The sequence below is a fragment of the Desulfoluna sp. genome, assembly GCF_030145185.1.
Lineage (GTDB): Bacteria > Desulfobacterota > Desulfobacteria > Desulfobacterales > Desulfolunaceae > Desulfoluna.
Window position 1 is genome coordinate 1 of sequence record NZ_JAQYWB010000051.1, and the last position, 21,486, is coordinate 21,486.

Annotated in this window: 14 protein-coding genes; 13 read left to right on the forward strand and 1 reads right to left on the reverse strand. The window is 56.0% G+C overall.

What is annotated here, in order from left to right; genetic code table 11:
- Positions 1–342: 342 nt before the first annotated feature.
- Positions 343–789, forward strand: coding sequence for an isoprenylcysteine carboxylmethyltransferase family protein (locus Q1Q75_RS15925; RefSeq protein WP_300672624.1), 447 nt, complete (start codon positions 343–345; stop codon positions 787–789).
- Positions 790–1,112: 323 nt separating this feature from the next.
- Here the strand turns inward: Q1Q75_RS15925 and Q1Q75_RS15930 are convergent, their stop codons facing one another.
- Positions 1,113–2,462 (reverse strand): CCA tRNA nucleotidyltransferase, encoded by a 1,350-nt coding sequence (locus Q1Q75_RS15930; protein WP_300672626.1) that lies wholly within the window; start codon positions 2,460–2,462, stop codon positions 1,113–1,115.
- A gap of 796 nt (positions 2,463–3,258) precedes the next feature.
- On the opposite strand from Q1Q75_RS15930, the gene Q1Q75_RS15935 reads away from it, so the two are divergent.
- The 12 genes from Q1Q75_RS15935 to ilvN all read left to right on the forward strand — a co-directional run bounded on the left by Q1Q75_RS15935 (position 3,259) and on the right by ilvN (position 21,423).
- On the forward strand, positions 3,259–4,107 hold the full coding sequence (locus Q1Q75_RS15935; protein WP_300672628.1) for an Mrp/NBP35 family ATP-binding protein: 849 nt from the start codon (positions 3,259–3,261) through the stop codon (positions 4,105–4,107).
- Between the two features lie 86 nt (positions 4,108–4,193).
- Positions 4,194–5,351 (forward strand): HD domain-containing protein, encoded by a 1,158-nt coding sequence (locus tag Q1Q75_RS15940; protein WP_300672630.1) that lies wholly within the window; start codon positions 4,194–4,196, stop codon positions 5,349–5,351.
- Positions 5,352–5,377: 26 nt separating this feature from the next.
- Positions 5,378–6,112, forward strand: a complete 735-nt coding sequence (locus Q1Q75_RS15945) for a UPF0280 family protein (RefSeq protein ID WP_300672632.1) — start codon at positions 5,378–5,380, stop codon at positions 6,110–6,112.
- A gap of 242 nt (positions 6,113–6,354) precedes the next feature.
- Positions 6,355–6,750, forward strand: coding sequence for a LapA family protein (locus Q1Q75_RS15950; RefSeq protein WP_300672634.1), 396 nt, complete (start codon positions 6,355–6,357; stop codon positions 6,748–6,750).
- Positions 6,751–6,933: 183 nt separating this feature from the next.
- A complete protein-coding gene (gene mutS / locus Q1Q75_RS15955) occupies positions 6,934–9,615 on the forward strand; it encodes a DNA mismatch repair protein MutS (protein WP_300672636.1) in 2,682 nt (893 codons plus the stop codon).
- A 13-nt stretch (positions 9,616–9,628) separates the two neighbouring features.
- Positions 9,629–11,332: an N-acetylmuramoyl-L-alanine amidase gene (locus Q1Q75_RS15960; protein WP_300672638.1), complete on the forward strand. Its 1,704-nt coding sequence runs from the start codon at positions 9,629–9,631 to the stop codon at positions 11,330–11,332.
- A 273-nt stretch (positions 11,333–11,605) separates the two neighbouring features.
- Entirely contained in the window at positions 11,606–14,953 is a 3,348-nt protein-coding gene (locus Q1Q75_RS15965) for a response regulator (protein WP_300672640.1), read from the forward strand.
- Entirely contained in the window at positions 14,946–15,986 is a 1,041-nt protein-coding gene (locus Q1Q75_RS15970) for an HD domain-containing phosphohydrolase (protein WP_300672642.1), read from the forward strand. The genes Q1Q75_RS15965 and Q1Q75_RS15970 overlap by 8 nt, the downstream gene beginning before the upstream one ends.
- Before the next feature lie 59 nt (positions 15,987–16,045).
- The gene (gene larB / locus Q1Q75_RS15975) at positions 16,046–16,810 is read left to right on the forward strand and encodes a nickel pincer cofactor biosynthesis protein LarB (RefSeq protein ID WP_300672644.1); all 765 of its coding nucleotides are present in this window, start codon (positions 16,046–16,048) and stop codon (positions 16,808–16,810) included.
- A 539-nt stretch (positions 16,811–17,349) separates the two neighbouring features.
- The gene (gene ilvD / locus Q1Q75_RS15980) at positions 17,350–19,017 is read left to right on the forward strand and encodes a dihydroxy-acid dehydratase (protein WP_300672648.1); all 1,668 of its coding nucleotides are present in this window, start codon (positions 17,350–17,352) and stop codon (positions 19,015–19,017) included.
- 119 nt (positions 19,018–19,136) lie between these two features.
- Positions 19,137–20,831 carry a biosynthetic-type acetolactate synthase large subunit gene (ilvB, locus tag Q1Q75_RS15985; RefSeq protein ID WP_300672650.1) on the forward strand — a complete coding sequence of 565 codons (1,695 nt, stop codon included), beginning with the start codon at positions 19,137–19,139 and terminating at the stop codon, positions 20,829–20,831.
- A 106-nt stretch (positions 20,832–20,937) separates the two neighbouring features.
- Complete coding sequence (ilvN, locus tag Q1Q75_RS15990; RefSeq protein WP_300672652.1) at positions 20,938–21,423, forward strand: acetolactate synthase small subunit; 486 nt, start codon at positions 20,938–20,940, stop codon at positions 21,421–21,423.
- The last annotated feature ends 63 nt before the right edge of the window (positions 21,424–21,486 follow it).

Sequence of the window (21,486 nt, forward strand, 5' to 3'; positions counted from 1 at the left end):
GCGCTCCGTTTCGGTCCATCTTTCTCGTTTTTTTTAAGATTGTGGACAAACAATGACCAAGGCCACTAAAAGCCTCCGGCGGCAAGGTGTGCCACCTTGAAAGCGGGTCAAGAAGCCGGCGCGCCCGCAAACGTTGTTGGGCATGACCATCAGGAAAACCATGGAAAGGGGCCGAGGGACCCTTCACTGTTTACCAAGCATAGAATGCGCTTGCGCACCAAAACGGCTGGCACCCTACCTCCAAATTCATGTGGAAAATCATCGACACTCGCCCTGATTTTTATCAGCCGGAGCGTAGCGACCCCACAACCAAGAACCAAGCACCAACTTTAAGGAACACCCATGAAACTTCACATCTGGCCCCCGGTCTGGCTCACTCTAATGGCCACCCTGGCCTTCTTCACCGACCGACTGCTGCCCGGCCTTCGCCTCCCCGGAGCCCCCTTTTACCTCACCGGACCCATCTTGTGGATTCCGGCCCTCTGGCTGTTCTGGCATGCCTGCGACCGATTCCATTCAGCCCACACCTCCACCCACCCCTTTACGCGACCCAACGTCTTCGTTATTCGTGGGCCTTACACAAACAGTCGAAACCCCATGTACGTCGTGGCCCTTATGGTCCTGACCGGCTGGTGCGCGGTTCTTGGAAACCCCGCCACCCTGCCCTTTGTCTGGCTGCTGAAAAAAGTCCTGTACCAATTCGTTATTCGTGAAGAAGAGAAAATGCTCGAGGAGATGTTTAAGGGGAACTACCGGGACTATTGCCAAAGGGTTCCGAGATGGGTTTAAAAATGATTCGGCTGAGTGATTGATGATAATGTTGAGGTGTAACTCAAAACCGAGCATGGATCCCCGGCCTACGGCAATTCGGCGTGTAAGAGAAAGAGAAGGATGAGGTCAATAATTCGTCTTCGGTAGCCCCGAAAAGCCGGGGATGACGAACGCCTGAGTTATTCCTGTTAAAACCAATGGCTGAATTGGATTCTGCCCACCGACAGCTCGTGCACTTGTGACGCACTGTGCGTTTCCTTACACTTCACGCGAATGCGGACGCATTTCAGCCTTAATAAACGACGCCCGATGCGCAGTCGCAAACCCGCTTTCAAGGTGGCTCACCTTGCCGCCGGAGGCATGCTTTTATCTATCAATCGGGCCGCTTCTATCAACAGCGCCTCCTTTTCATTGAGTTCCGGGGTCTCGATGACCAGCTCCAGGAGGGCCTTTAGAAGGATTCCCACCTGGGGTCCCTGGGGAACCCCCACCTGGGTGATGAGGTCCTGGCCGCTGACGGCAAGATGGGCCAGGGAGAAGCCCCCTTTATGCCTGGCGGAAATTTCGGCGTAGACGGCACGGACCATAAGGCGCATCTCAGCAAGGGAGTACCCCCCCTTTTTCTTTCGATTGGCCTTGCCGTCGGCGAACACCCCACGCATCCAGTCCCGCCAGGGAAGCTCGCTGTCGTTCAGGTCCCTGAGGATTCGGCGCACCGCCTTGGGAGTGGTGTCCGCATCGATACGACGCATATGGTGGCGCACTATTTTAGAGACAAAGGCACGCTGTCGATTGCTGAATCCCAGGCGTTCCAGGGTTTCATCCACCAGGGGCTCCCCTGCCTTTTCATGACCGATAAAGCGGATGCCGTTTTTTCCCTGGTCCACGCACCGTGGCTTGGCCACATCGTGGAGGGCCATGGCAAGCCGCAGCAGGGGGAATTTGGGAGAAATGGCATCGGTCGCCATCATCATATGCTCCCACACCGTCTCCTCGTGATGAGGCCCCCCGTCGTGCCCCACACTCTTCAGCATCTCAGGGAAGAGATACTTAAGAAGGCCGCCTTTTCGCAGGGTTTCAAAAAAAAGAGAGGGCGTCTCCCCGGCCATGGCTTTCAGCATTTCATGATGAATCCGCTCCGGGGCCACAGCCGTCACCGCCTCGGCCCGGGCCACCATAGCAAAAAGGCTCTCTTCATCCATGGAGCCGGAAAGTTCCGAGACAAAGCGCGCCGCCCGCAAAAGCCGTAAGGGGTCCTCTTCGATCCGGGCTTTCGGGTCTCCGGTGAAACGAACGAGGCGGGCCTTCACATCGGCCATGCCCCCCCAGGGGTCGATGACATCAAGGGTCTCTGGACACCACGCCATGGCATTAAAGGTCAAATCTCTTCGCAGCAGGTCCTCCGTCAGACTCTCACCACGAAAGGTGGCCACCTCCACCCCATCCACGAGCACCAGGGGAAAGCTCCGGCCCACCGACTCGACCCGGCGGTCACTGAAAAGAGCCACAATGTCACGAGGGTGGGCATCCGTGGCAATATCGAGCTCTCGCACCGGACGGCCCAGCAGGCAATCCCGCACCGCGCCTCCAGCCACGACCGCTTCAAAACCCCGGCCCCGCAAGCGCGCCAGCACACGTAAAGCCGTCCCATGCGCCGAGAAGGCGTCCTGTTCAATCTTCACTCCATCCATCCCCGATATCCTAAATAAAGTCCCAAAAACCTGCCTCTGCGGCAAGGGTGGCAAAGCCACATTCGCCCTCAGCCTTTCGCCTCTCGCCTCTCGCCTTTAGCCTTTAGCCTTTAGCCCTTCGCCTTTAGCCCTTCGCCCTTCGCCCTTAGCCTTTAGCCTTTAGCCTTTAGCCCTTAGCCCTTAGCCTTTAGCCCTTAGCCCTTAGCCCTTCGCCTTTAGCCCTTAGCCCTTAGCCCTTCGCCTTTAGCCCTTAGCCCTTAGCCCTTCGCCTTTAGCCTTTAGCCCTTCGCCTTTAGCCTTTAGCCTTTAGCCCTTAGCCCTTAGCCCTTAGCCCTTAGCCCTTAGCCCTTCGCCTTTAGCCTTTAGCCCTTCGCCTTTAGCCTTTAGCCTTTAGCCCTTCGCCTTTAGCCTTTAGCCTTTAGCCCTTAGCCCTTAGCCCTATGATTTACAGCGGATCAGCCACAAATTCAAGCCGCAGAATCCCGGCCCATCCCTCCTTTCTTGTTGAATACGACGAAACGATTTTGTCGAGCCTAAAAAGTTGAGGTACAAAAAATCTTTTCCCTAATGCCTTGAAGAAATCTGGATTTGCATTATATTGGGACTTCCCCTGATGGACGGCAGGGGAAATACAACCGTTTTTACAGTCCCCACGAAACGAGGTGTGATCTTCATGTGTCGCTCGTGGAGAGTGTGAAAACCCGGACCATTTATCCGGTGACCTCATGACCCCTCGGGCTGAGAGCCAAGACGGCAAAAGCCTGTAGACTGAACTCACGAAGGAGCGTTAAGCACCATGATTCACGACAGTGTGGATAAGGCTAAAAAAGCCAAAGGCGGAAAATCCGACGCCGCCCAGGAACAGGAAAGGATGATCAAGGGCACTCTCTCCAAGATCAAAAACAAACTCTTTGTCATGAGCGGTAAAGGAGGGGTGGGCAAAAGCTCTATCTCCGCCAACCTCGCTGTAGGCCTGGCCGAAAAAGGCTTCAAGGTCGGACTCATGGATGTGGACCTCCACGGCCCCAGCATCGCTCAGATCATGGGACTCAGCGAACTTCTCGACATCAACGAAGAGAAAAAGCTGATCCCGGCCCAGAAAGGGCCCAACCTTAAGGTCATCACCATGCAGTGCCTCATGCGCGAAGCCGATCAGGCCGTCATCTGGAGAGGCCCGGCCAAGGCGGGGATGATTCAGCAGTTCGTCACCCAGGTCGAATGGGGCGAGCTTGATTTTCTGGTTATTGATGCCCCTCCCGGAACCGGCGACGAGCCCTTGACGGTGGTTCAGACCATTCCCGAAGCCAAGGCCATCGTGGTCACCACGCCTCAGGAAGTGGCCCTTGCCGACGTACGCAAGTCCATCAACTTCTGCCAGACGGTCAAACTTGACGTGGTTGGCCTGGTGGAAAACATGGGACCCTTCACCTGCCCCGGCTGCAACACCAAAATCGCCCTCTTCAAAAGCGGCGGAGGCCTGACCACAGCCACCAAAATGGGCATCCCTTTCCTCGGCACCATCCCCTTCGACCCGGCCGTAGTGGAAGCCTCGGATGCAGGCACCCCCATTTTTACCAAGGACAAAAACAACGAGTTCTCCGTAGCCATTGAGACAATTATCGCAAAAATTGTCAAACAGCTGTAAGAATGAAGCCTGCCGGTCCGTGATTTTCCGGGCCGGCCCGCCCAGCCTTACCCCAGATCCTCTTCAAATAGTGCGGTCATAAAAATATGGACCCATCCGGCGCCACAATCAGACACCGCCTTGAACGGGTGGAAGAGCACCTGGCCTCCTTTGCGTCCAGATCCCGGAGTGCCCTTCGCCGACGGCCCGACAAAGCCGAGTCCACCGGCTACCGACCCTCCTACGCCGTCGACGTGGACCGAATCATCAACTCCCAAGCCTACACCCGCTACATCGACAAGACCCAGGTTTTTTCCCTCATCCAAAACGACCATCTTACCCATCGGGTGCTTCATGTGCAGTTGGTGTCCAGGATTGCACGGACCGTGGGCCGAGCCCTGGGCCTGAACGAAGACCTCATTGAAGCCATCGCCCTGGGCCACGACATCGGCCACCCCCCCTTCGGCCACGAAGGAGAGCGTATCCTCTCCCTCCTCTCCAGGAATGCCGACCTCGGCCCCTTCCGTCACAACCTTCAAAGCGTCCGTTTTCTCGACACCATAGAAAAAGCGGGGAGAGGATGGAACCTCACCCTTCAAACCCTGGATGGCATCTTCTGCCACAACGGAGAGAGTCATGATGTGCCGCTCTCCCCGGATCTGACCAAAACATTCACCCGTTTTGATGAAGAGCTCAGGCGCATGGCGGAAGGCGAGCGTATCACGCCGATCCCCCTGACCCTGGAAGGGTGTGTGGTCAAATTTGCGGACACCATCAGTTACATCGGCCGAGACATCGAAGACGCCATCCGGCTTGGAATTATCCAGCGCACAGAGCTTCCCGCAGACTGCACACGGGTCCTGGGGCAAACCAACGGCACCATCGTCTACACCCTGGTCACCGATGTCATCACCCACAGCACCGGGGAGGTCATCCGCTACTCCCAGGAGGTGGCAGATGCCATGAAAGCCCTGAAATTATTTAACCTCGAGCGCATTTACATGAGCAAGGAGATCAAGAAACATCTCGGCAACCTGACCGATCTTTTTACCCTCGTCTTCGATCGTTGCCTCAGCGACCTGCACCAGCAACGCGGGGACTCCCTGATCATCAAAAACTTCGTCAAAAAAATGCCCCCCGAATACCTGCAGGCCACCCCGCCAGCCATGGTGGTTCGAGACTTTGTCTCCGGTATGACCGACAACTATTTCCTGCGACTCTGTCCGGAAGAACGACGCCCCACGGTCATTCACCTCAAGCCATAAACCCACATCCTGAGAAGCCTCGATCCATGAAAAATCCACTTTTTAAAAACCGGACCTATCGCCGTCTCTGTTCCAGGGAGAGCCTCATCTCCTTTCATGTCACCGTCAAAGAGACAGACCTGGCCATTTCCGCGGCCCGTGACCTCAGCCACGAGGCCATCCATGCCATCCTTGACTGCCGAACTCCCCTTGAGACATGGATTGCCGACCACCCCTCATTTGCCACCTCCCTGGCCCCCATCCCGATCACCGGGCCGGCACCGGCCCTCATCCGCACCATGGCGGAGGCCTCGCAAAAAGCCGGGGTCGGCCCCATGGCCGCTGTGGCCGGAGCCCTCTCCGAAGCTGTGGGGCGCGCGCTCCTCCCCCTCTCTTCCGAGGTGATCGTGGAAAACGGCGGGGACACCTTCCTGGCTGTCACCGGAAACACCACCGTGGCCCTTCATGCGGGAGACTCCCCCTTTTCCATGAAGGTAGGTCTCTCGTTTAAAGACGTGCAGAGCCCCTTTGCTGTTTGTACCTCCTCCGGAACCCTGGGACACTCCTTAAGCTTCGGTAAAAGCGACGCCGTCTGTGTCGTCTCCGCCTCGGGAGCCCTTGCCGACGCAGCCGCCACGTCCATCGGAAACCGGGTCAAGGATGCCGGGTCCATTGATCAGGCCATGGACTACGGAAAAACCATTGAGGGCGTCAAGGGCCTTGTGATTGTGGTGGGCTCCCGCATCGGGTTCTGGGGAAACCTTGAGCTGATACGCCTCTGAACGTGGACTCATTTCCTCCATGAACCGGCACGAAAGAGCCCGTCCGCCAAGCCCCTCCAAGAAAAAAAGGTTGAATTCTTCAGACAAAAAGCGTATGTGAATCGAACAGTATTTTTGTCAAATTGCCTGCCGATTCGATACGCCAAACCCGTCCGCCACCATCCGACGGACCGCGCCCCTTACGCAGGCCACGTAACCCCTGCCGACGGACAAAACCGGGCACGACACTATGGAGACACACCATGAAAAAATTCAAAATCGCTCTGTTATTTTTGATTCTCGCCGCTCTGTTTGTCGTTGTCTATCAAAACTGGACCTTCTTCAGTGCCAAACAGATATTGGCTGTCGATCTCAAGATGAAAACCTTTCAGACCCCTGACATCGCCACCGGGCTCTATTTCCTCGGGTCCTTTCTTATTGGTTTTCTTCTGGCATACACCGCCGGCCTCATGGCCCGATTCAAGACCAAGAAAGCGGCCAAAGAACTCAACGCCGTGATCGACTCTCAGCAGGAAAAAATTTCCACCCTCCGCGGTGAAATGGACCTCCTGAAAAGACGCCCTGTAGCACAGGAGACCACCCCTGTTGAAGAAGCCATGATACCCGGAGAGACGGAAGCGGCCCCCCAGCAGGGCTGATTTCCTCGTCCCGTTTCATCATTGTAATTAAACGCCCAGGGGATCCGCCCGTTTTAAGCGGCCGCTGATATATGAGGCCATTTCTTTCAGGTGGCCCCGGCTATAATCCATTCCAGAGCCGTTTACGCCGCGCCCAATCAGCGCGGCGTTTGTTTTCGGCGGGAAGCAACACCCAAAGCAAACATGACGCAAAACAAAACCACACCCATGATGGCCCAGTATCTTGAGATCAAAGCCAAGCACCCGGATGCGATCCTCTTTTACCGAATGGGTGATTTTTTTGAGATGTTCTTTGACGATGCCGAAAAAGCATCCAAGGTTCTTGAAATCGCTCTCACCTCCCGGGACAAGAAGTCCAAAAACCCCATTCCCATGTGCGGGATACCTGCCAAGGCAGCTGACAGCTATATCGCCCGCCTCATCGGAGCCGGTCTCAAGGTGGCCGTCTGTGAGCAGGTCGAAGACCCCAGGGAGGCCAAGGGGCTGGTAAAACGAGACGTCACTCGCATCGTCACCCCCGGCATGATCCTGGACACCGCTCTCCTGGATGAAAAGAGCAACAACTTCATTCTCTCCATCCATCGCAACAACGGCGCTGCCGGGTTGGCGTGCCTGGATATTTCCACGGGCTCCTTTCGGCTCTGCGAGTCTCGGGATCTCTCCGCCCTCTTTGATGAATCCATCAAACTGTCTCCTTCCGAAATTCTTCTGCCCGAGGCGCTTCGGGACGATGACGATCTGGGTCCCCTGAAAGAGGCTCTCCAGAACAGCTCCTTCACCTACCTGGAAAACCGGGAATTTGACCTCCGGGGAGCAAAAAAACGCCTCACCGACCAGTTCAACACCCGATCTCTGGAAGGTTTCGGCTGCGAAAATTTAAAGGCCGGTGTGGGTGCCGCCGGAGCGATCCTTGCCTACGTAAGCGAAACCCAGCTCCAGAAAATTGAGCACATAGACCGGATCGAAACGTATGGCCTCAACGACTATCTCATCATGGACGACTCCAGCCTGCGAAATCTGGAACTCCTTTCCAATTTGAGGGACGGCTCACGCAAGGGGACCCTCGTCGGAACCATCGACAAGACGGTCACCGCCATGGGCGGGCGCCTTCTCAAGAGCTGGATCCGCTCTCCCCTGCTGGTCCCTGCGGGCATCGAAGCTCGACTCGACGCCGTCTCCGAAGCCAAGGAGCATATGACGCGCCGCAGCCTGGCACGCGAAGACTTGAATGGAGTCTTTGACCTGGAGCGCCTGGCCAGCCGCATCGCCATGAATCAGGGCAACGCACGAGACCTTACCGCCCTGAAGAACTCCCTCTTCGCCCTGCCCCGACTGCTGGAGCAGCTCACCGACTTCCACTCTGCCCTTTACCGCTACGAAGGTGATCTCAGCCTGCTTTCCGAACTGGCAAATCTTCTCCACAAAGCCGTGCGAGAAGACGCCCCCCTGGGCCTCCAGGACGGGGGCATCATTCGAGAGGGCTATGATGAAGAGCTGGACGAATACATCCGTTTGACCACCGACGGCAAGAGCTGGATCGCCGAGCTGGAAGTTTCGGAACGGAAAAAAACCGGGCTTTCGTCCCTGAAAGTCAAATACAATCGGGTCTTCGGGTACTTCATCGAGGTCTCCAAGGCCCAGTCCACCCAGGTCCCGGACAGCTACATCCGCAAACAGACCCTGGTAAACGCCGAACGCTACATCACCGAAGAACTCAAGGAATTCGAAACCAAAGTCCTTCATGCCGAAGAGAAACGAAGCAGCCTCGAATATCAGATCTTCTGCGCGTTGCGAGATGCCGTCACAGCCCGCAACGCGGAGCTGGCATCCGCCTCTCGCTTTATCGCCCGGGTAGACGTGCTCCTGGCCCTGGCCGAGGTGGCCGATCACAATGGCTACACCCGCCCCCTCATGACAACCGACGGAGTCATTGATATCCGGGATGGCCGCCACCCCGTGGTGGAAAAAATGATCACCGCCGAACGGTATGTCCCCAACTCCATCCGCCTTGACAACACGGACAATCAGGTGATCCTCATCACCGGTCCCAACATGGCCGGTAAATCCACTGTCCTGAGGCAGGTGGCCCTCATCACGCTCATGGCACAGTTAGGCTCCTTTGTTCCGGCAGCCAGAGCCGTGATCAGCGTGACCGACCGTATTTTTACCCGCGTGGGCGCCCTGGACAACCTCTCCCAGGGCCAGAGCACCTTCATGGTGGAGATGGAAGAGACGGCCAATATTCTCAACAACGCCACCTCCGACAGCTTGATCATCATGGATGAAATCGGCAGGGGAACCAGCACCTACGACGGCCTCAGCATTGCCTGGGCCGTGGCTGAGTACCTCCATGATCTTTCAGGAGCCGGCGTAAAGACTCTGTTTGCAACGCATTATCACGAATTGACAGAGCTCGAAGGGCTCAAGCCCAGGGTGAAAAACTTCAACATTGCCGTCAAGGAATGGAATGAAAACATCATTTTCCTGCGAAAACTGGTTGAAGGCGGGACCAACAGAAGCTACGGTATCCAGGTAGCACGCCTTGCCGGCGTACCCCACAAGGTGATCAAACGAGCCAAAAAAGTGCTCTCCGTCATCGAAAGTGATGAAAATGGCGACCAGAAGAACCTGGGCCGTCGACTGGGTGAAGGCCTTCCGGAGGCCCGAGGCAGCAAAAAAACAAAGCCGCCAAGGAAAAAAAGCAAAAAAGAGAACGGTTTTGTTCAACTGGCTCTTTTCCCTTCCAGGGAAAATCCCATTTTAGAGAAACTTCAGTCGGTGGACATCAACGCCACCACCCCCCTTCAGGCATTGGCCCTGCTGAACGAGCTCAAGGCTCTTTCTGAAGAGGAATCAAAAAGTTAATACGGGAGACCGGTTGCAGCAGATCAGAGTGAGCCACCAGAGAGCAAACGCCCCCTCAAAATCCCACGGGTTCCCGTGGGCGGTCGCCGTGGTCCGTCTCCTGCTGCTGGTATGCCTGCTCACCGGACCGCTCACGGTCTCCGCCGCCCCGGCCCAGGACGAGGCAAAAAAAGCCTACCTATCGGCGGAGAGCTACCACCGCAAACTGCTGAAAAAAATATCCTGGAAAAACAGACGGGACAAATGGGAAGTCTGCGCCGATAAATATCTCGATGCCTGGCGAAAGGACAAACGTGGCCCCTGGGCCCCGGCCGGTCTCTTTCAGGCCGGTAAATTGTACATGGAACTGGAGAAATTTTCCGGCAGGCGAGCCGACCTGGAACGCGCCCGAGACCTTCTCACCCAAACCCGTGGCTTTGAGTCCAGCCGGTACAGCCAGGAAGCGACAAAGCTCTTAAGGCGTCTCCCAAAAGTCACCGTTAAACCGGCCCCGGCCAAGCCTCAACCGGTCGTCAAATCGCCTGAGACCCGAAAAACAAACAAACCGGTGACAGTCCCTGAAAAGAAGACCGCCCCCCCACCCGTCAATGGGGCCATCACCCATATCCGTTATGGCACCCTCCCATCACGCACCCGCATCGTGCTGGACACCCGAGGCGCCCTTGTCTTCACCCACGGCATGCTCCGTCACGACCCAAAGACCAAGAAACCCAAACGCATCTGGATCGACATCAAGGGTCATGCCCAAAATACGCTGAAATCAAGCATCACCCTTGAGAGCGATCCCCGGGTGAAACAGGTCCGCTCGGGCCTCTTCAAACCCGGCGTTGTCCGAGTGGTGGTGGACGCCGTCAACTTCAGTCACTACAAAGTCTTCCCGCTGAAAAAACCCAACCGCATTGTCGTCGACATCTGGAGTGGCTCTCAGCCCACGCATCCTCCGATCAAAAACGAGACGAAACCGGCAATCGATGAGCTGTTCACCCCCGAAGACCTGGCCCGACAACTGGCCCTGGGGGTCCGCCGCATCGTCATCGACGCCGGACACGGAGGCAAGGACAATGGTGCCCCGGGATATTACAAAGGGGTCTCTGAAAAAAACATCGTCCTGTCCCTCTCCAAGCGGCTGGCCGTCAAACTCCGCAAGGAGCTGAAATGTGAAGTGATCCTCACGCGAAGCAATGACCGGTACCTGAGTCTGGACGAACGAACCACCCTGGCCAACCGAAAACGGGCCGATCTCTTTATCTCGATCCATGCCAACGCCTCACGAAATAAAAAAGCCTATGGCGTGGAGACCTACTTCCTCAACCTCGCCAAAGATCGAGACTCCATCAACGTGGCCGCCCGGGAAAACGCCACCAGTGAAAAGAACATCAGTGACCTTCACACTATCTTGAACAGTCTGATGAAGAACGCCAAGATTAACGAATCAAGCCGCCTGGCTCAATACGTCCAGAGTTCTCTGGTTTCCAGCCTGAGCAAAAACTACACACGCATTCGAAACAAAGGCGTCAAACAGGCTCCCTTTTATGTCCTTCTGGGCGCACGCATGCCGGCCATTCTCGTTGAAACGGGGTTTATCAGCAACAAAAGCGAGTGCAAGCGGCTCACCTCCGCAACGTATCAGGATAAAATCTGCGAGGGCATCGTCAAAGGCGTCAAACGCTACATCGACTCCACCCACCCCTCTTCCATTGCCCATGGCACGCCTTAATTTCAGGGCATCTCGCATCAACACTGAAAGGCGACCCAGTGAGGAACACCCCAGCAAAAAAAACGCGAAAGAGTTGAAATTACCGCTAAGGTAAGATAACCATAGGTTATAAACACTCACACCATACAATAAACAACGCTCACAACCCCCTTTCCCGCCCCAGAGGAAGGGGTGGAATCCGTCACGCCGAGCAGCCTCAATTTATGGTGATCGGATCTCCGGGTGATGCGTCTGCCCATGCCTTTACCGGAGGATTGATCGTTGTCAGATTCCATGCAACATGAACCACCGAAGGAAGCCATCCCGCATGTGGAAACGGAGTTGAAGGAAATCAGGGAATCCCTTGCTCTGAAGAAAACGATGATTGAACACGCAAGTGACGGAATCGTTGTGGTCCAAGACGAGTGCTTCGTCTTCTCCAACCGCAAAGTGGTGGAGCATCTCGGGTGCCCGGTCAAGGATATCATCGGACACCCCATTGCCGAATTCATTCACCATGACGACACCCTTCGGGTCCTGGCCAACTATCGCCTCACCATCGGAGAGGCCTCCGGCGACGATTTCTCCCAGTATACCTTCCGCACTCAAAAAGCAGATGGCACCTTCGGCGTGGTTCGCCTTCGATCCTCCGGGATCCTCTGGAAGGGGCGCCCCGCCACCCTCTCTTATCTTCGTGACATCACCCGGAAAATAAAAAGCCAGAGCGAGCTGGAAGAGTACCGAAACCAACTCGAAGAGAAGGTGGAAAACCGCACCGCTGAGATGGTGTCCGCAAACCGAAAACTTCGGGAGGAGATTGCCAAACGCAAGCAGTACGAAGAAGAACTGATTAGAAGCCGGGACTCCTACCAAACCATCTTAGACAGCATCCAGGAGGGTTTTTTTGAGGTCAACCTCGGCGGCAAGCTGGTCTTTTTCAACAACTCCATGTGTGAGATCTCCGGGTACTCAAGGCAAGAGCTGATGGGGCTCCACTACAAAGATTACACCAGTAAAAAAACCGCCGATGAGCTTTTCACCGTCTTCAACATCATCTACAAAACCGGTAAATCTGGAAAAATAAGCGATTACGAGATGGTGGGGAAAAATAATTCCAGCGCCGTGCTTTCCATCTCCGCCACCCTCATCCGCAATCAACACGGCGAGCCCACCGGATTCCGGGGGGTGGCCCGAGACATCACCGACCGCAAACGAGCCGAAGATGCCCTTGCCACAGCACGCAATGACCTGGAAAAGCGAGTGGAGGAGCGGACGGCGGAGCTGATCCGGACCAATGAAAGCCTGACACGGGCCAAGGAAGAAGCCGACCAGTCCACACGGGCCAAAAGTGAATTTCTCGCCAACATGAGCCATGAGATCCGTACGCCGCTGAACGCCATCGTGGGGATGTCGGATCTCCTCATGAAAAACAACAGCACAGAAAAGCGAGGGGAGTATCTCAACATCATCCGCACCTCCTCCCTCTCCCTGCTGGAACTCATCAACGACATTCTCGATTTTTCCAAGATCGATGCAGGCAAGCTCACCTTTGAGAGCATCCCCTTCTCCCTGCATGAACTCATCGATGAAAGCGCCGACATGTTTTTAGAAAAAAACATGGCCAAGCAGCTGGAGATGATCATCGATATCGACCCCCGAATCCCCAGGCAGCTCATTGCCGATCCTCTGCGCCTTCGCCAGGTGCTCTCCAACCTGGTCAGCAATGCCTTTAAATTTACGGAAGAGGGAGAAATCTGCATTCGAGTCTCCCTGAAGGAGATGAACGGCACCAACGCCGTCCTCCTGTTCGAGGTCCGGGATACCGGCATTGGTATCGAGCCCAAGCTGGTGGAAAACAGCAAAGGAGATATCTTTGATGCCTTTGCCCAGGCCGATGGCTCCACCACCCGTAAATATGGCGGCACCGGGCTGGGCCTTGCCATCTGCCGAAATATTGTCCGCATCATGGGAGGCGACATCTGGGTCGAGAGCGAAAGGGGAAAAGGCAGTCTTTTTGCCTTCACAGCCCGTTTCAAGGCCGTGCTCCACAGCATCACCCCCACCCCGACCCTGCCGCCCAACATGCGTGAAATGTGCGCCCTCATCGTGGATGACAACCCGTCCACTCTCATGGTGATCAAACGGTACATGGAGTCCTTCGGGTTCCGCACCGAGTTGGCAGAATCCGGAGAAAAAGCCATCGATCTCTATCTGGCGGCTGCCGAAGGGCGCCCCTATGATTTGGTGGTTCTGGATGTCCGTCTGCCCGGAGTGGACGGCATCGAAGTGGCCCAGCGCATCAAAGAAACCCCCCAGATAAAAGCACCGCCCATTGTTATGATCAGCGCCCTGGGCAACGAATATGAAATCAGGCGGGCCAAACAGATCGGCGTGGACAGCTTTCTGCTCAAGCCCATCAAGCAATCCCTGCTCTTTGACTCCATCATGGAAATCTTCGGGTACGAATCCACACGAAAAGAGACGCCCTCCCGACAACCCGCCCCGTCCAACGAATTTTCAGATGTCACCATTCTTCTGGTGGAAGACAACCCCATCAACCGGATGGTGGCCATCGAAATGATGCGGGGCTCCGGCGCCCTGATCGACACGGCCGAGTACGGAACCGAAGCCGTGAAAAAGGTGGCGGCTAAAAACTACGACGTGGTACTCATGGACATTCAAATGCCCGAGATGGATGGTTTCCAGGCCACTCGGGCAATCCGCCACGACCTGAAACGCATCAGCCTGCCCATCATCGCCATGACGGCCCACGCCATGTACGGAGACCGGGAAAAATGCCTGGCCGCCGGCATGAACGACTACATTTCAAAGCCCATCGACAGAAACCGGCTTTTTTCCGCCATCCGGAAAAATATCCGCCTCTCCGAAGCCCTGAAGATGCAATCAAGTTACCCCGCCGAAAACCAGTCCAGTCATTCCCGCCAAGAGCTCCCCTTCACCCTGCCCGGGCTCAACCTGGAGGAGGGAATCCACCGACTGGGAGGCTCCTGGGAAAGCTACATACGGATTCTTCAGGAGTTCAAAACACAGTACGCCGTGTTCTCCACAGAATTTCGGACCTTTATCGCCGATAACGACTTAGAGAGCGCCAAACAATGCGCCCACGCCCTGAAGGGAGTGGCCGGCAACATCGCAGCTGGAGACCTGATGCTTGCCGCCCAATCCCTTGAAACGGCCATCCTCGCCGGAGAAAAGGACCCCATTCTCGGGAGGCTTCCCCTGGTCGAGTCCTCCCTGTCCGTGATTATGGAATCCATCAATAAACTCGGCCGAAAAGCACTCCAGGACAAGGACGGCACCCTGACAGTGGCCCCACCTCCCGGTGGACCCGAGACAGCGATTATCCTGATGCAGGAGTTGGCCTCTCACCTTGCCAAATTTGATCCCGTGGAATCCGAAGAATCCTTCCACACCATCAAACAAGCGCTTAAAGGAAGACGCTTTCTGGATGAAGAGCTCGGGGAGCTGCTCGCCTCGGTGGAAAAGGCGATTCACGGGTACGATTTTGAACGTGCCTCGACCCTGACGGATACCCTCGCAAGACACCTCAAGCGAACCCTCTCCCCCCAAACGAGAGAGTCATCTGAACCCAAGCTGCTCAAGGACCAATCCCATGATTGAACATGCCAACAGGAGAATTCTCCTCGTTGACGATACCAAAGCCAACATCGATATTCTCGTTGAGACCCTCAAGGATGATTACAAACTCGGTGTGGCCCTGGACGGTAAAAAAGCCATTGAATATTCCCACGCAAACCGCCTGGACCTCATTCTCCTGGACGTCCTGATGCCCGGAATGGACGGATTCGATGTCTGCAAACGGCTGAAAGAAAATCCCGCCACCTGCGATATCCCCATCATTTTCATCACCGCGATGGACGCCCCCGCAAACAAACGCAAAGGTCTGTCCATCGGGGCCGTTGATTACATCACCAAGCCCTTTGATATCTCCGAAGTGAAGGCACGGGTCAAAACCCACCTCACCCTCAAAGTGATCCAGGAGAGCCTCAAAAACAAAAACCTCATCCTCGAAGAAAAGGTCAAGGAGCGCACCCGCGAACTGAAAGAGACCCAGGTCGAGATCATTAACCGCCTCAGCCTGGCCTCCAAGTTCAGGGATTACGGGACAGGACAAAACGTCATTCGGATCAGCTACCTGGCTGAAATGCTGGGCCGACAGGCGGGCCTCTCCCCTGAGGAGATCGAACGGCTGGCCCTCTCCAGCACACTCCATGACGCGGGAAAAATAGGGATCTCTGATAATATCCTCATGAAAAAAGGAACACTCACCGAGGACGAATGGATGCTGATGAAAGAGCACACCACCATCGGCTCCCGCCTCCTGGCGAACAGCAACTCCCTGCTGATCCAGGAAGCCCAGATCATCGCCCTCACCCACCATGAATGGTGGGACGGGAACGGATACAACCGAGGACTGGCCGGCGAAGAGATCCCCCTCATCGGGCGCATCGTGGCCATCTGCGATGTCTTCGACGCCCTGATCTCCGAGCGCCCCCACCGAGCACCCTGGCCCGTAGAAAAAGCCTTCCAGGAGATTCAATCTCGAAGCGCCACCCAGTTTGACCCACGCCTGGTGAAACACTTCATGGAGATGAAAAAGGATATCATTGACCTCATTAATAAAACCGATTAAAATAGCTTCGTTTACCCACGGCCACTTGTTCACAACCCGCACGGGACACAACGGACTTCATGGATAAAAATCGACTCACACGTATTTTGGAAAACCTGCAGCGCGGTGACCTCTCTATTGAGGAGACCGCCGGCAAGCTCACCCACTTCATCAACGAAGACCTCTCTTTTGCCAACATCGACCACCACCGAAGCCTGCGCAAAGGGTTTCCAGAAGTCATCTTCGGCGAAGGCAAAACAAGCGAACAGATCATCGGCATCATGGAACGAATGATACCCCAGGAAGAGACGATCCTCGCCACCCGCGTCGATGAAGAAAAAGCCCAACGCGTCCTCAGCGCCCTCCCCGCCTGCCGGTATGAGGCGGATGCACGCATGATCATACTGGCTCCCAAAATCCCCGATCCCACCGGACACGGTACGGTTCTGGTCCTCTCTGCCGGCACCTCAGACATCCCCGTGGCCCGGGAGGCTCTTCTCACCGCTCAATACATGGGAAACCAGGTCCACTCGGTCTTTGACGTCGGCGTGGCGGGCATTCACCGCCTCTTAAGCCACCGGGAGACCCTGGAGCAAGCCACCGTCATTATCGTGGTGGCCGGCATGGAGGGCGCCTTACCCAGCGTGGTCGCCGGCATGGTCAAAGCCCCGGTGATTGCCGTCCCCACCAGTATCGGCTACGGGGTCAGTCTCGGAGGCATGACCGCCCTTTTCGGAATGCTCAGCAGCTGCAGCTCCAACGTCGCCGCTGTGAACATTGACAACGGCTTTGGCGCAGGCTACATGGCCTCAGCCATCAATCATATCCCCCTGCCCTCCTCGTAATCATCGCTTTTTAAGCCACGGTCTGGTCTTCCAAGGGCCCATGATTTTTTTTCATAAGAAAAAAACCGCTGAGCGAGCCTCTATAGAATCATTTTTTTGTTTTTTTACAAAGGGGGCGCATACCGCGTCCTCTTTTCTCTCGAGAATATCAATGATTTCGAATAATTAGCACCCATTCAACGCGACGATTCTATCTGCAGGCCTGCGTCTTTTCTAAAAAAAAGACGCGCTGTGCTTAACATATATAAAAGATTGCCCCCAACTTTTTTCCACATCAGCTACGAAGCCCTTGACAAGGAGGGGTGAAGAGTATATCAAGTGACGATCAAATGAATCTATTAGGAAACTCTGACTCATGAACGACGCCAAAGCGATTACCACCCTTATTATTGTGATTCTAATTCTTGTAGCGGGCATCGTACCCGTGATTAGGATTCGTCTACATAAAGGCGACTGGTAATGGCTTAACATAAATATCACACACCAAAAAAAGCCGTTATCAGTCAACACTGATAACGGCTTTTTTTATGGAGCACTTCATGAAAAGCGACAATGTCAAAAAAGGTATAGAGCGAGCCCCACACCGATCCCTTTTCAAGGCCATGGGCTACACCGACACCGAGATTGAACGACCCATCATCGGCATCGCCAACTCGGCCAACACCATCATTCCGGGCCACACCCACCTGAACCGCATCACCGAAGCGGTCAAGGCAGGGATCTATATGGCGGGCGGCATGCCGGTAGAATTCGGTGTGATCGGCGTCTGCGACGGCATCGCCATGAACCACACGGGCATGAGCTACTCCCTGGGCAGCCGGGAACTCATCGCCGATTCCGTGGAAGTGGTCGCCACCGCCCACGCTTTCGACGGCCTGGTGCTGATCCCCAACTGCGACAAGATCGTCCCCGGCATGCTCATGGCCGCAGCACGGCTTGACATCCCCTCCATTTTTATAAGCGGCGGCCCCATGCTGGCCGGCCGTCACCCGGAGCGCCCCCAGGAAAAGGTGGACCTGATCACCGTCTTCGAATCCGTGGGAGCTGTACTCTCTGGAAAAATGACCGAAGAAGAGCTCACCACCATAGAAGATTCGGCCTGTCCCACCTGCGGCTCCTGCTCCGGCATGTTCACCGCCAACTCCATGAACTGCCTCACCGAGGCCATCGGCATGGGTCTGCCCGGCAACGGCACCATCCCTGCCGTCATGGCAGCCCGGGAACGTCTGGCTAAAATGGCCGGGATGAAGATTCTTGAGCTGGTGGAAAAAGGCATTACCCCCAGCCAGATTCTGACCGAAAAAGCCTTTGCGAACGCCCTGGCCGTGGACATGGCCCTGGGCTGTTCCACCAACACCGTCCTTCACCTGAAAGCCATCGCCAACGAAGCAGGCGTGGAGGTTCCCCTGACCCTGATCAACGAGATCAGCAAAATCACCCCCCACCTCTGCTCTCTCTCTCCCGGTGGCAAGGACCACATCGAAGACCTGTACCGGGCGGGCGGCATCCAGGCCATCCTTAAAATCCTTGCGGATCAGGGACGCCTCAACACCGAATGCATCACCGTCACCGGAGCCACCGTGGGTGAAAACAGTAAAAATGCCCGCATCCTGGATCCCGATGTCATCCGTTCCTGGGACTCCCCCTACCACGAAGAGGGCGGCCTTGCGGTCCTTTTCGGCAACATCGCCCCGGACGGCTGCGTGGTAAAACAATCCGCGGTGCTTCCTGAGATGATGCAGCACAAAGGCCCTGCCCGGGTGTTTGAATCCGAAGAAGAAGCCTCCGGCGCCATCATGAAGGGCCAGATTCACAAAGGAGACGTGGTGGTCATCCGCAACGAAGGGCCCAAGGGCGGTCCGGGTATGCGAGAAATGCTCACCCCGACCTCTGCCATCGCCGGCATGGGCCTTGACGGCTCGGTGGCCCTCATCACCGACGGACGATTCTCCGGCGGCACCCGTGGCGCCGCCATTGGGCACGTCTCTCCCGAAGCGGCATCGGGCGGCCCCATCGGCCTGGTTCATGAAGGGGATCTCATCAGCATCAACATTGCCACCAAGAGCATTGACCTGATGATTCCCGAAATGGCCATTGAAAAACGCAAGGCCGAATGGAAGGCACCCGCGCCCCGCATCACCAAGGGATATATGGCCCGATACGCCCGACTGGTCTCCTCTGCCAGCGAAGGCGCTGTGGTCAAGTAAACATGGGCTTAACGGCCGCTTCGGCGGCCGTCACTATAGTTTATCGAGATTTTTTTTTGATGACGACAGCGTAACGGAAGACAAGGTTTCCCGTTACCAAACCAGCAAAGGACCAAGGAATGTCTGCAAAGGAACTGACAGGAACAAAAATCCTGATGAAAGTGCTGAAGGAAGAGGGCGTTGACACCATCTTTGGATACCCGGGTGGAGCCGTCATCGACATTTACGACGAACTCGCCAGGACAGAGTTCAAACACATCCTTGCACGCCATGAACAGGGTGCTGTTCACGCAGCCGATGGCTTTGCCAGGGCCAGCGGCAGGACCGGCGTCTGTTTCGCGACCTCCGGCCCGGGTGCCACCAACACCGTCACCGGCATCGCCACCGCCTACATGGACTCCATTCCCATGGTGATCATCACCGGGCAGGTCCCCACCCAGCTCATCGGAAACGACGCCTTCCAGGAAGTGGACATCGTAGGGATCACCCGTCCCTGCACCAAGCACAACTACCTGGTAAAAGACATCGAAAGCCTGGAACGCATCCTTCGGGAAGCCTTCTTCCTGGCCAGATCCGGACGCCCCGGACCTGTCCTCGTGGATATCCCCAAAAACATCCAGGTGATGAAAACCAAGGTCAACGGGCCGCAGGACATCAACATGCGGACCTACAAGCCCACGTACAAGCCCAACGTCAAGCAGCTCTCCCGTGTGGCAGGCCTCATCAAAAAGGCGAAGCGCCCCTTGATCTTTTCCGGCGGCGGCGTGGTACTGTCCGGCGCCTCCGAGGCCCTGGTCCAACTGGCCAGGAGCACCAACACCTGCGTCACAAGTACCCTCATGGGCCTGGGGGCTTTCCCCGGGACCGATCCCCTCTGGTTGGGGATGCCGGGGATGCATGGCACCTTTCGAGCCAATATGGCCATCAGCCAGTGTGACCTGATGCTGGCCATCGGCGTTCGATTTGACGACCGCGTAACGGGCCGAACCGATGATTTCGCCCCCAACGCTACCATCGTTCAAATCGACATCGACCCCACGAGTATCCATAAAAATATCGAGGTCGAAGTCCCCATCGTCGGCGACTGCAAGATCGCCCTGGAAAAACTGAACGATCTCCTGGAAAAAGAGCCGGAGCCGGAGAACGCGCCGGACCGCAGCGAGTGGAACCATCAGGTCGAAGCGTGGAAGAAAACCACGCCCCTTGCCTATGATCAAAAAGAGACCATCAAGCCCCAGTACGTCATCGACACCTTCTTCAAGATGACCAAAGGCGAAGCCATTGTCACCACAGAGGTCGGGCAGAACCAGATGTGGGCGGCCCAGTACTACCACTTCAACCGGCCCCATCAGTTCATCACCTCCGGTGGACTCGGGACCATGGGATTCGGTCTCCCTGCGGCCATCGGTGCCCAAATGGCCTGCCCCGACAAGCTCGTCGTGGACGTGGCCGGTGACGGCAGCATCCAGATGAACATTCAGGAGATGGCCACGGCGGTTGAGCATAACCTGCCCATAAAAATCATCATCCTCAACAACCGATACTTAGGCATGGTGCGTCAGTGGCAGGATCTCTTCTACGACAAATGCTACTCTGCCACCACCCTGGACCACAACCCCGACTTCGTCAAGCTGGCCGACGCCTACGGAGCCAAAGGGCTTCGAGCCACCCGGCCCGAAGAGGTGGAAGCGGTTCTTAAAGAGGGCCTTGAGACCCCAGGCGCCGTCATCATGGAGTTTGTCGTGGACCGTGAAGAGAACGTCTACCCCATGGTCCCGGCCGGCAAAGCCATTACCGACATGCTGCTTGTCTGATCCATGCCCCGGCTCCGCCTGTTGCCGAGCCGGGGATGTGTCTCTACCAACCTGACTCTTTACGGGCGGCCGAGCTCCGGCCTCCCTGACATAAGGAAATCGACCCATGAGCGAAAAACGACACATTCTCTCCATTCAGGTGGACAACGAACCCGGTGTTCTCTCCCGTATCGTCGGCCTCTTCTCCGGACGCGGTTACAACATTGACAGCTTAAACGTCGCGGCCACCAACGAGCCGAATATTTCCCGTATCACCATGGTCACCACGGCGGATACCGCCATCATGGAGCAGATCAAGAAGCAGCTGCACAAACTCATCAACGTGGTGACGGTACACGACCTCACCGAGTCGGACTACGTCCAGCGCGAGCTGGCCCTGATCAAGATCCATGTCAAAGCCGACAACCGAGGCGAATTAATCAACATCGTCGACATCTTTCGCTACAAAATCGTCGATGTGGGTCCAGAGCATGTAACCATCGAAGCGACGGCCACAGAAGAGAAGCTGAAAGCCTTCATTGAGCTCGTCACCCCCATGGGAATCAAAGAGATCGTTCGCACCGGCAGCATCGCCCTTTACCGGGGCAACTGATCAACGAACCTCCCGACGAGCCTCAGCAAAATCCTTTCGCACCGTCACGGCGCGAAAGGCAAG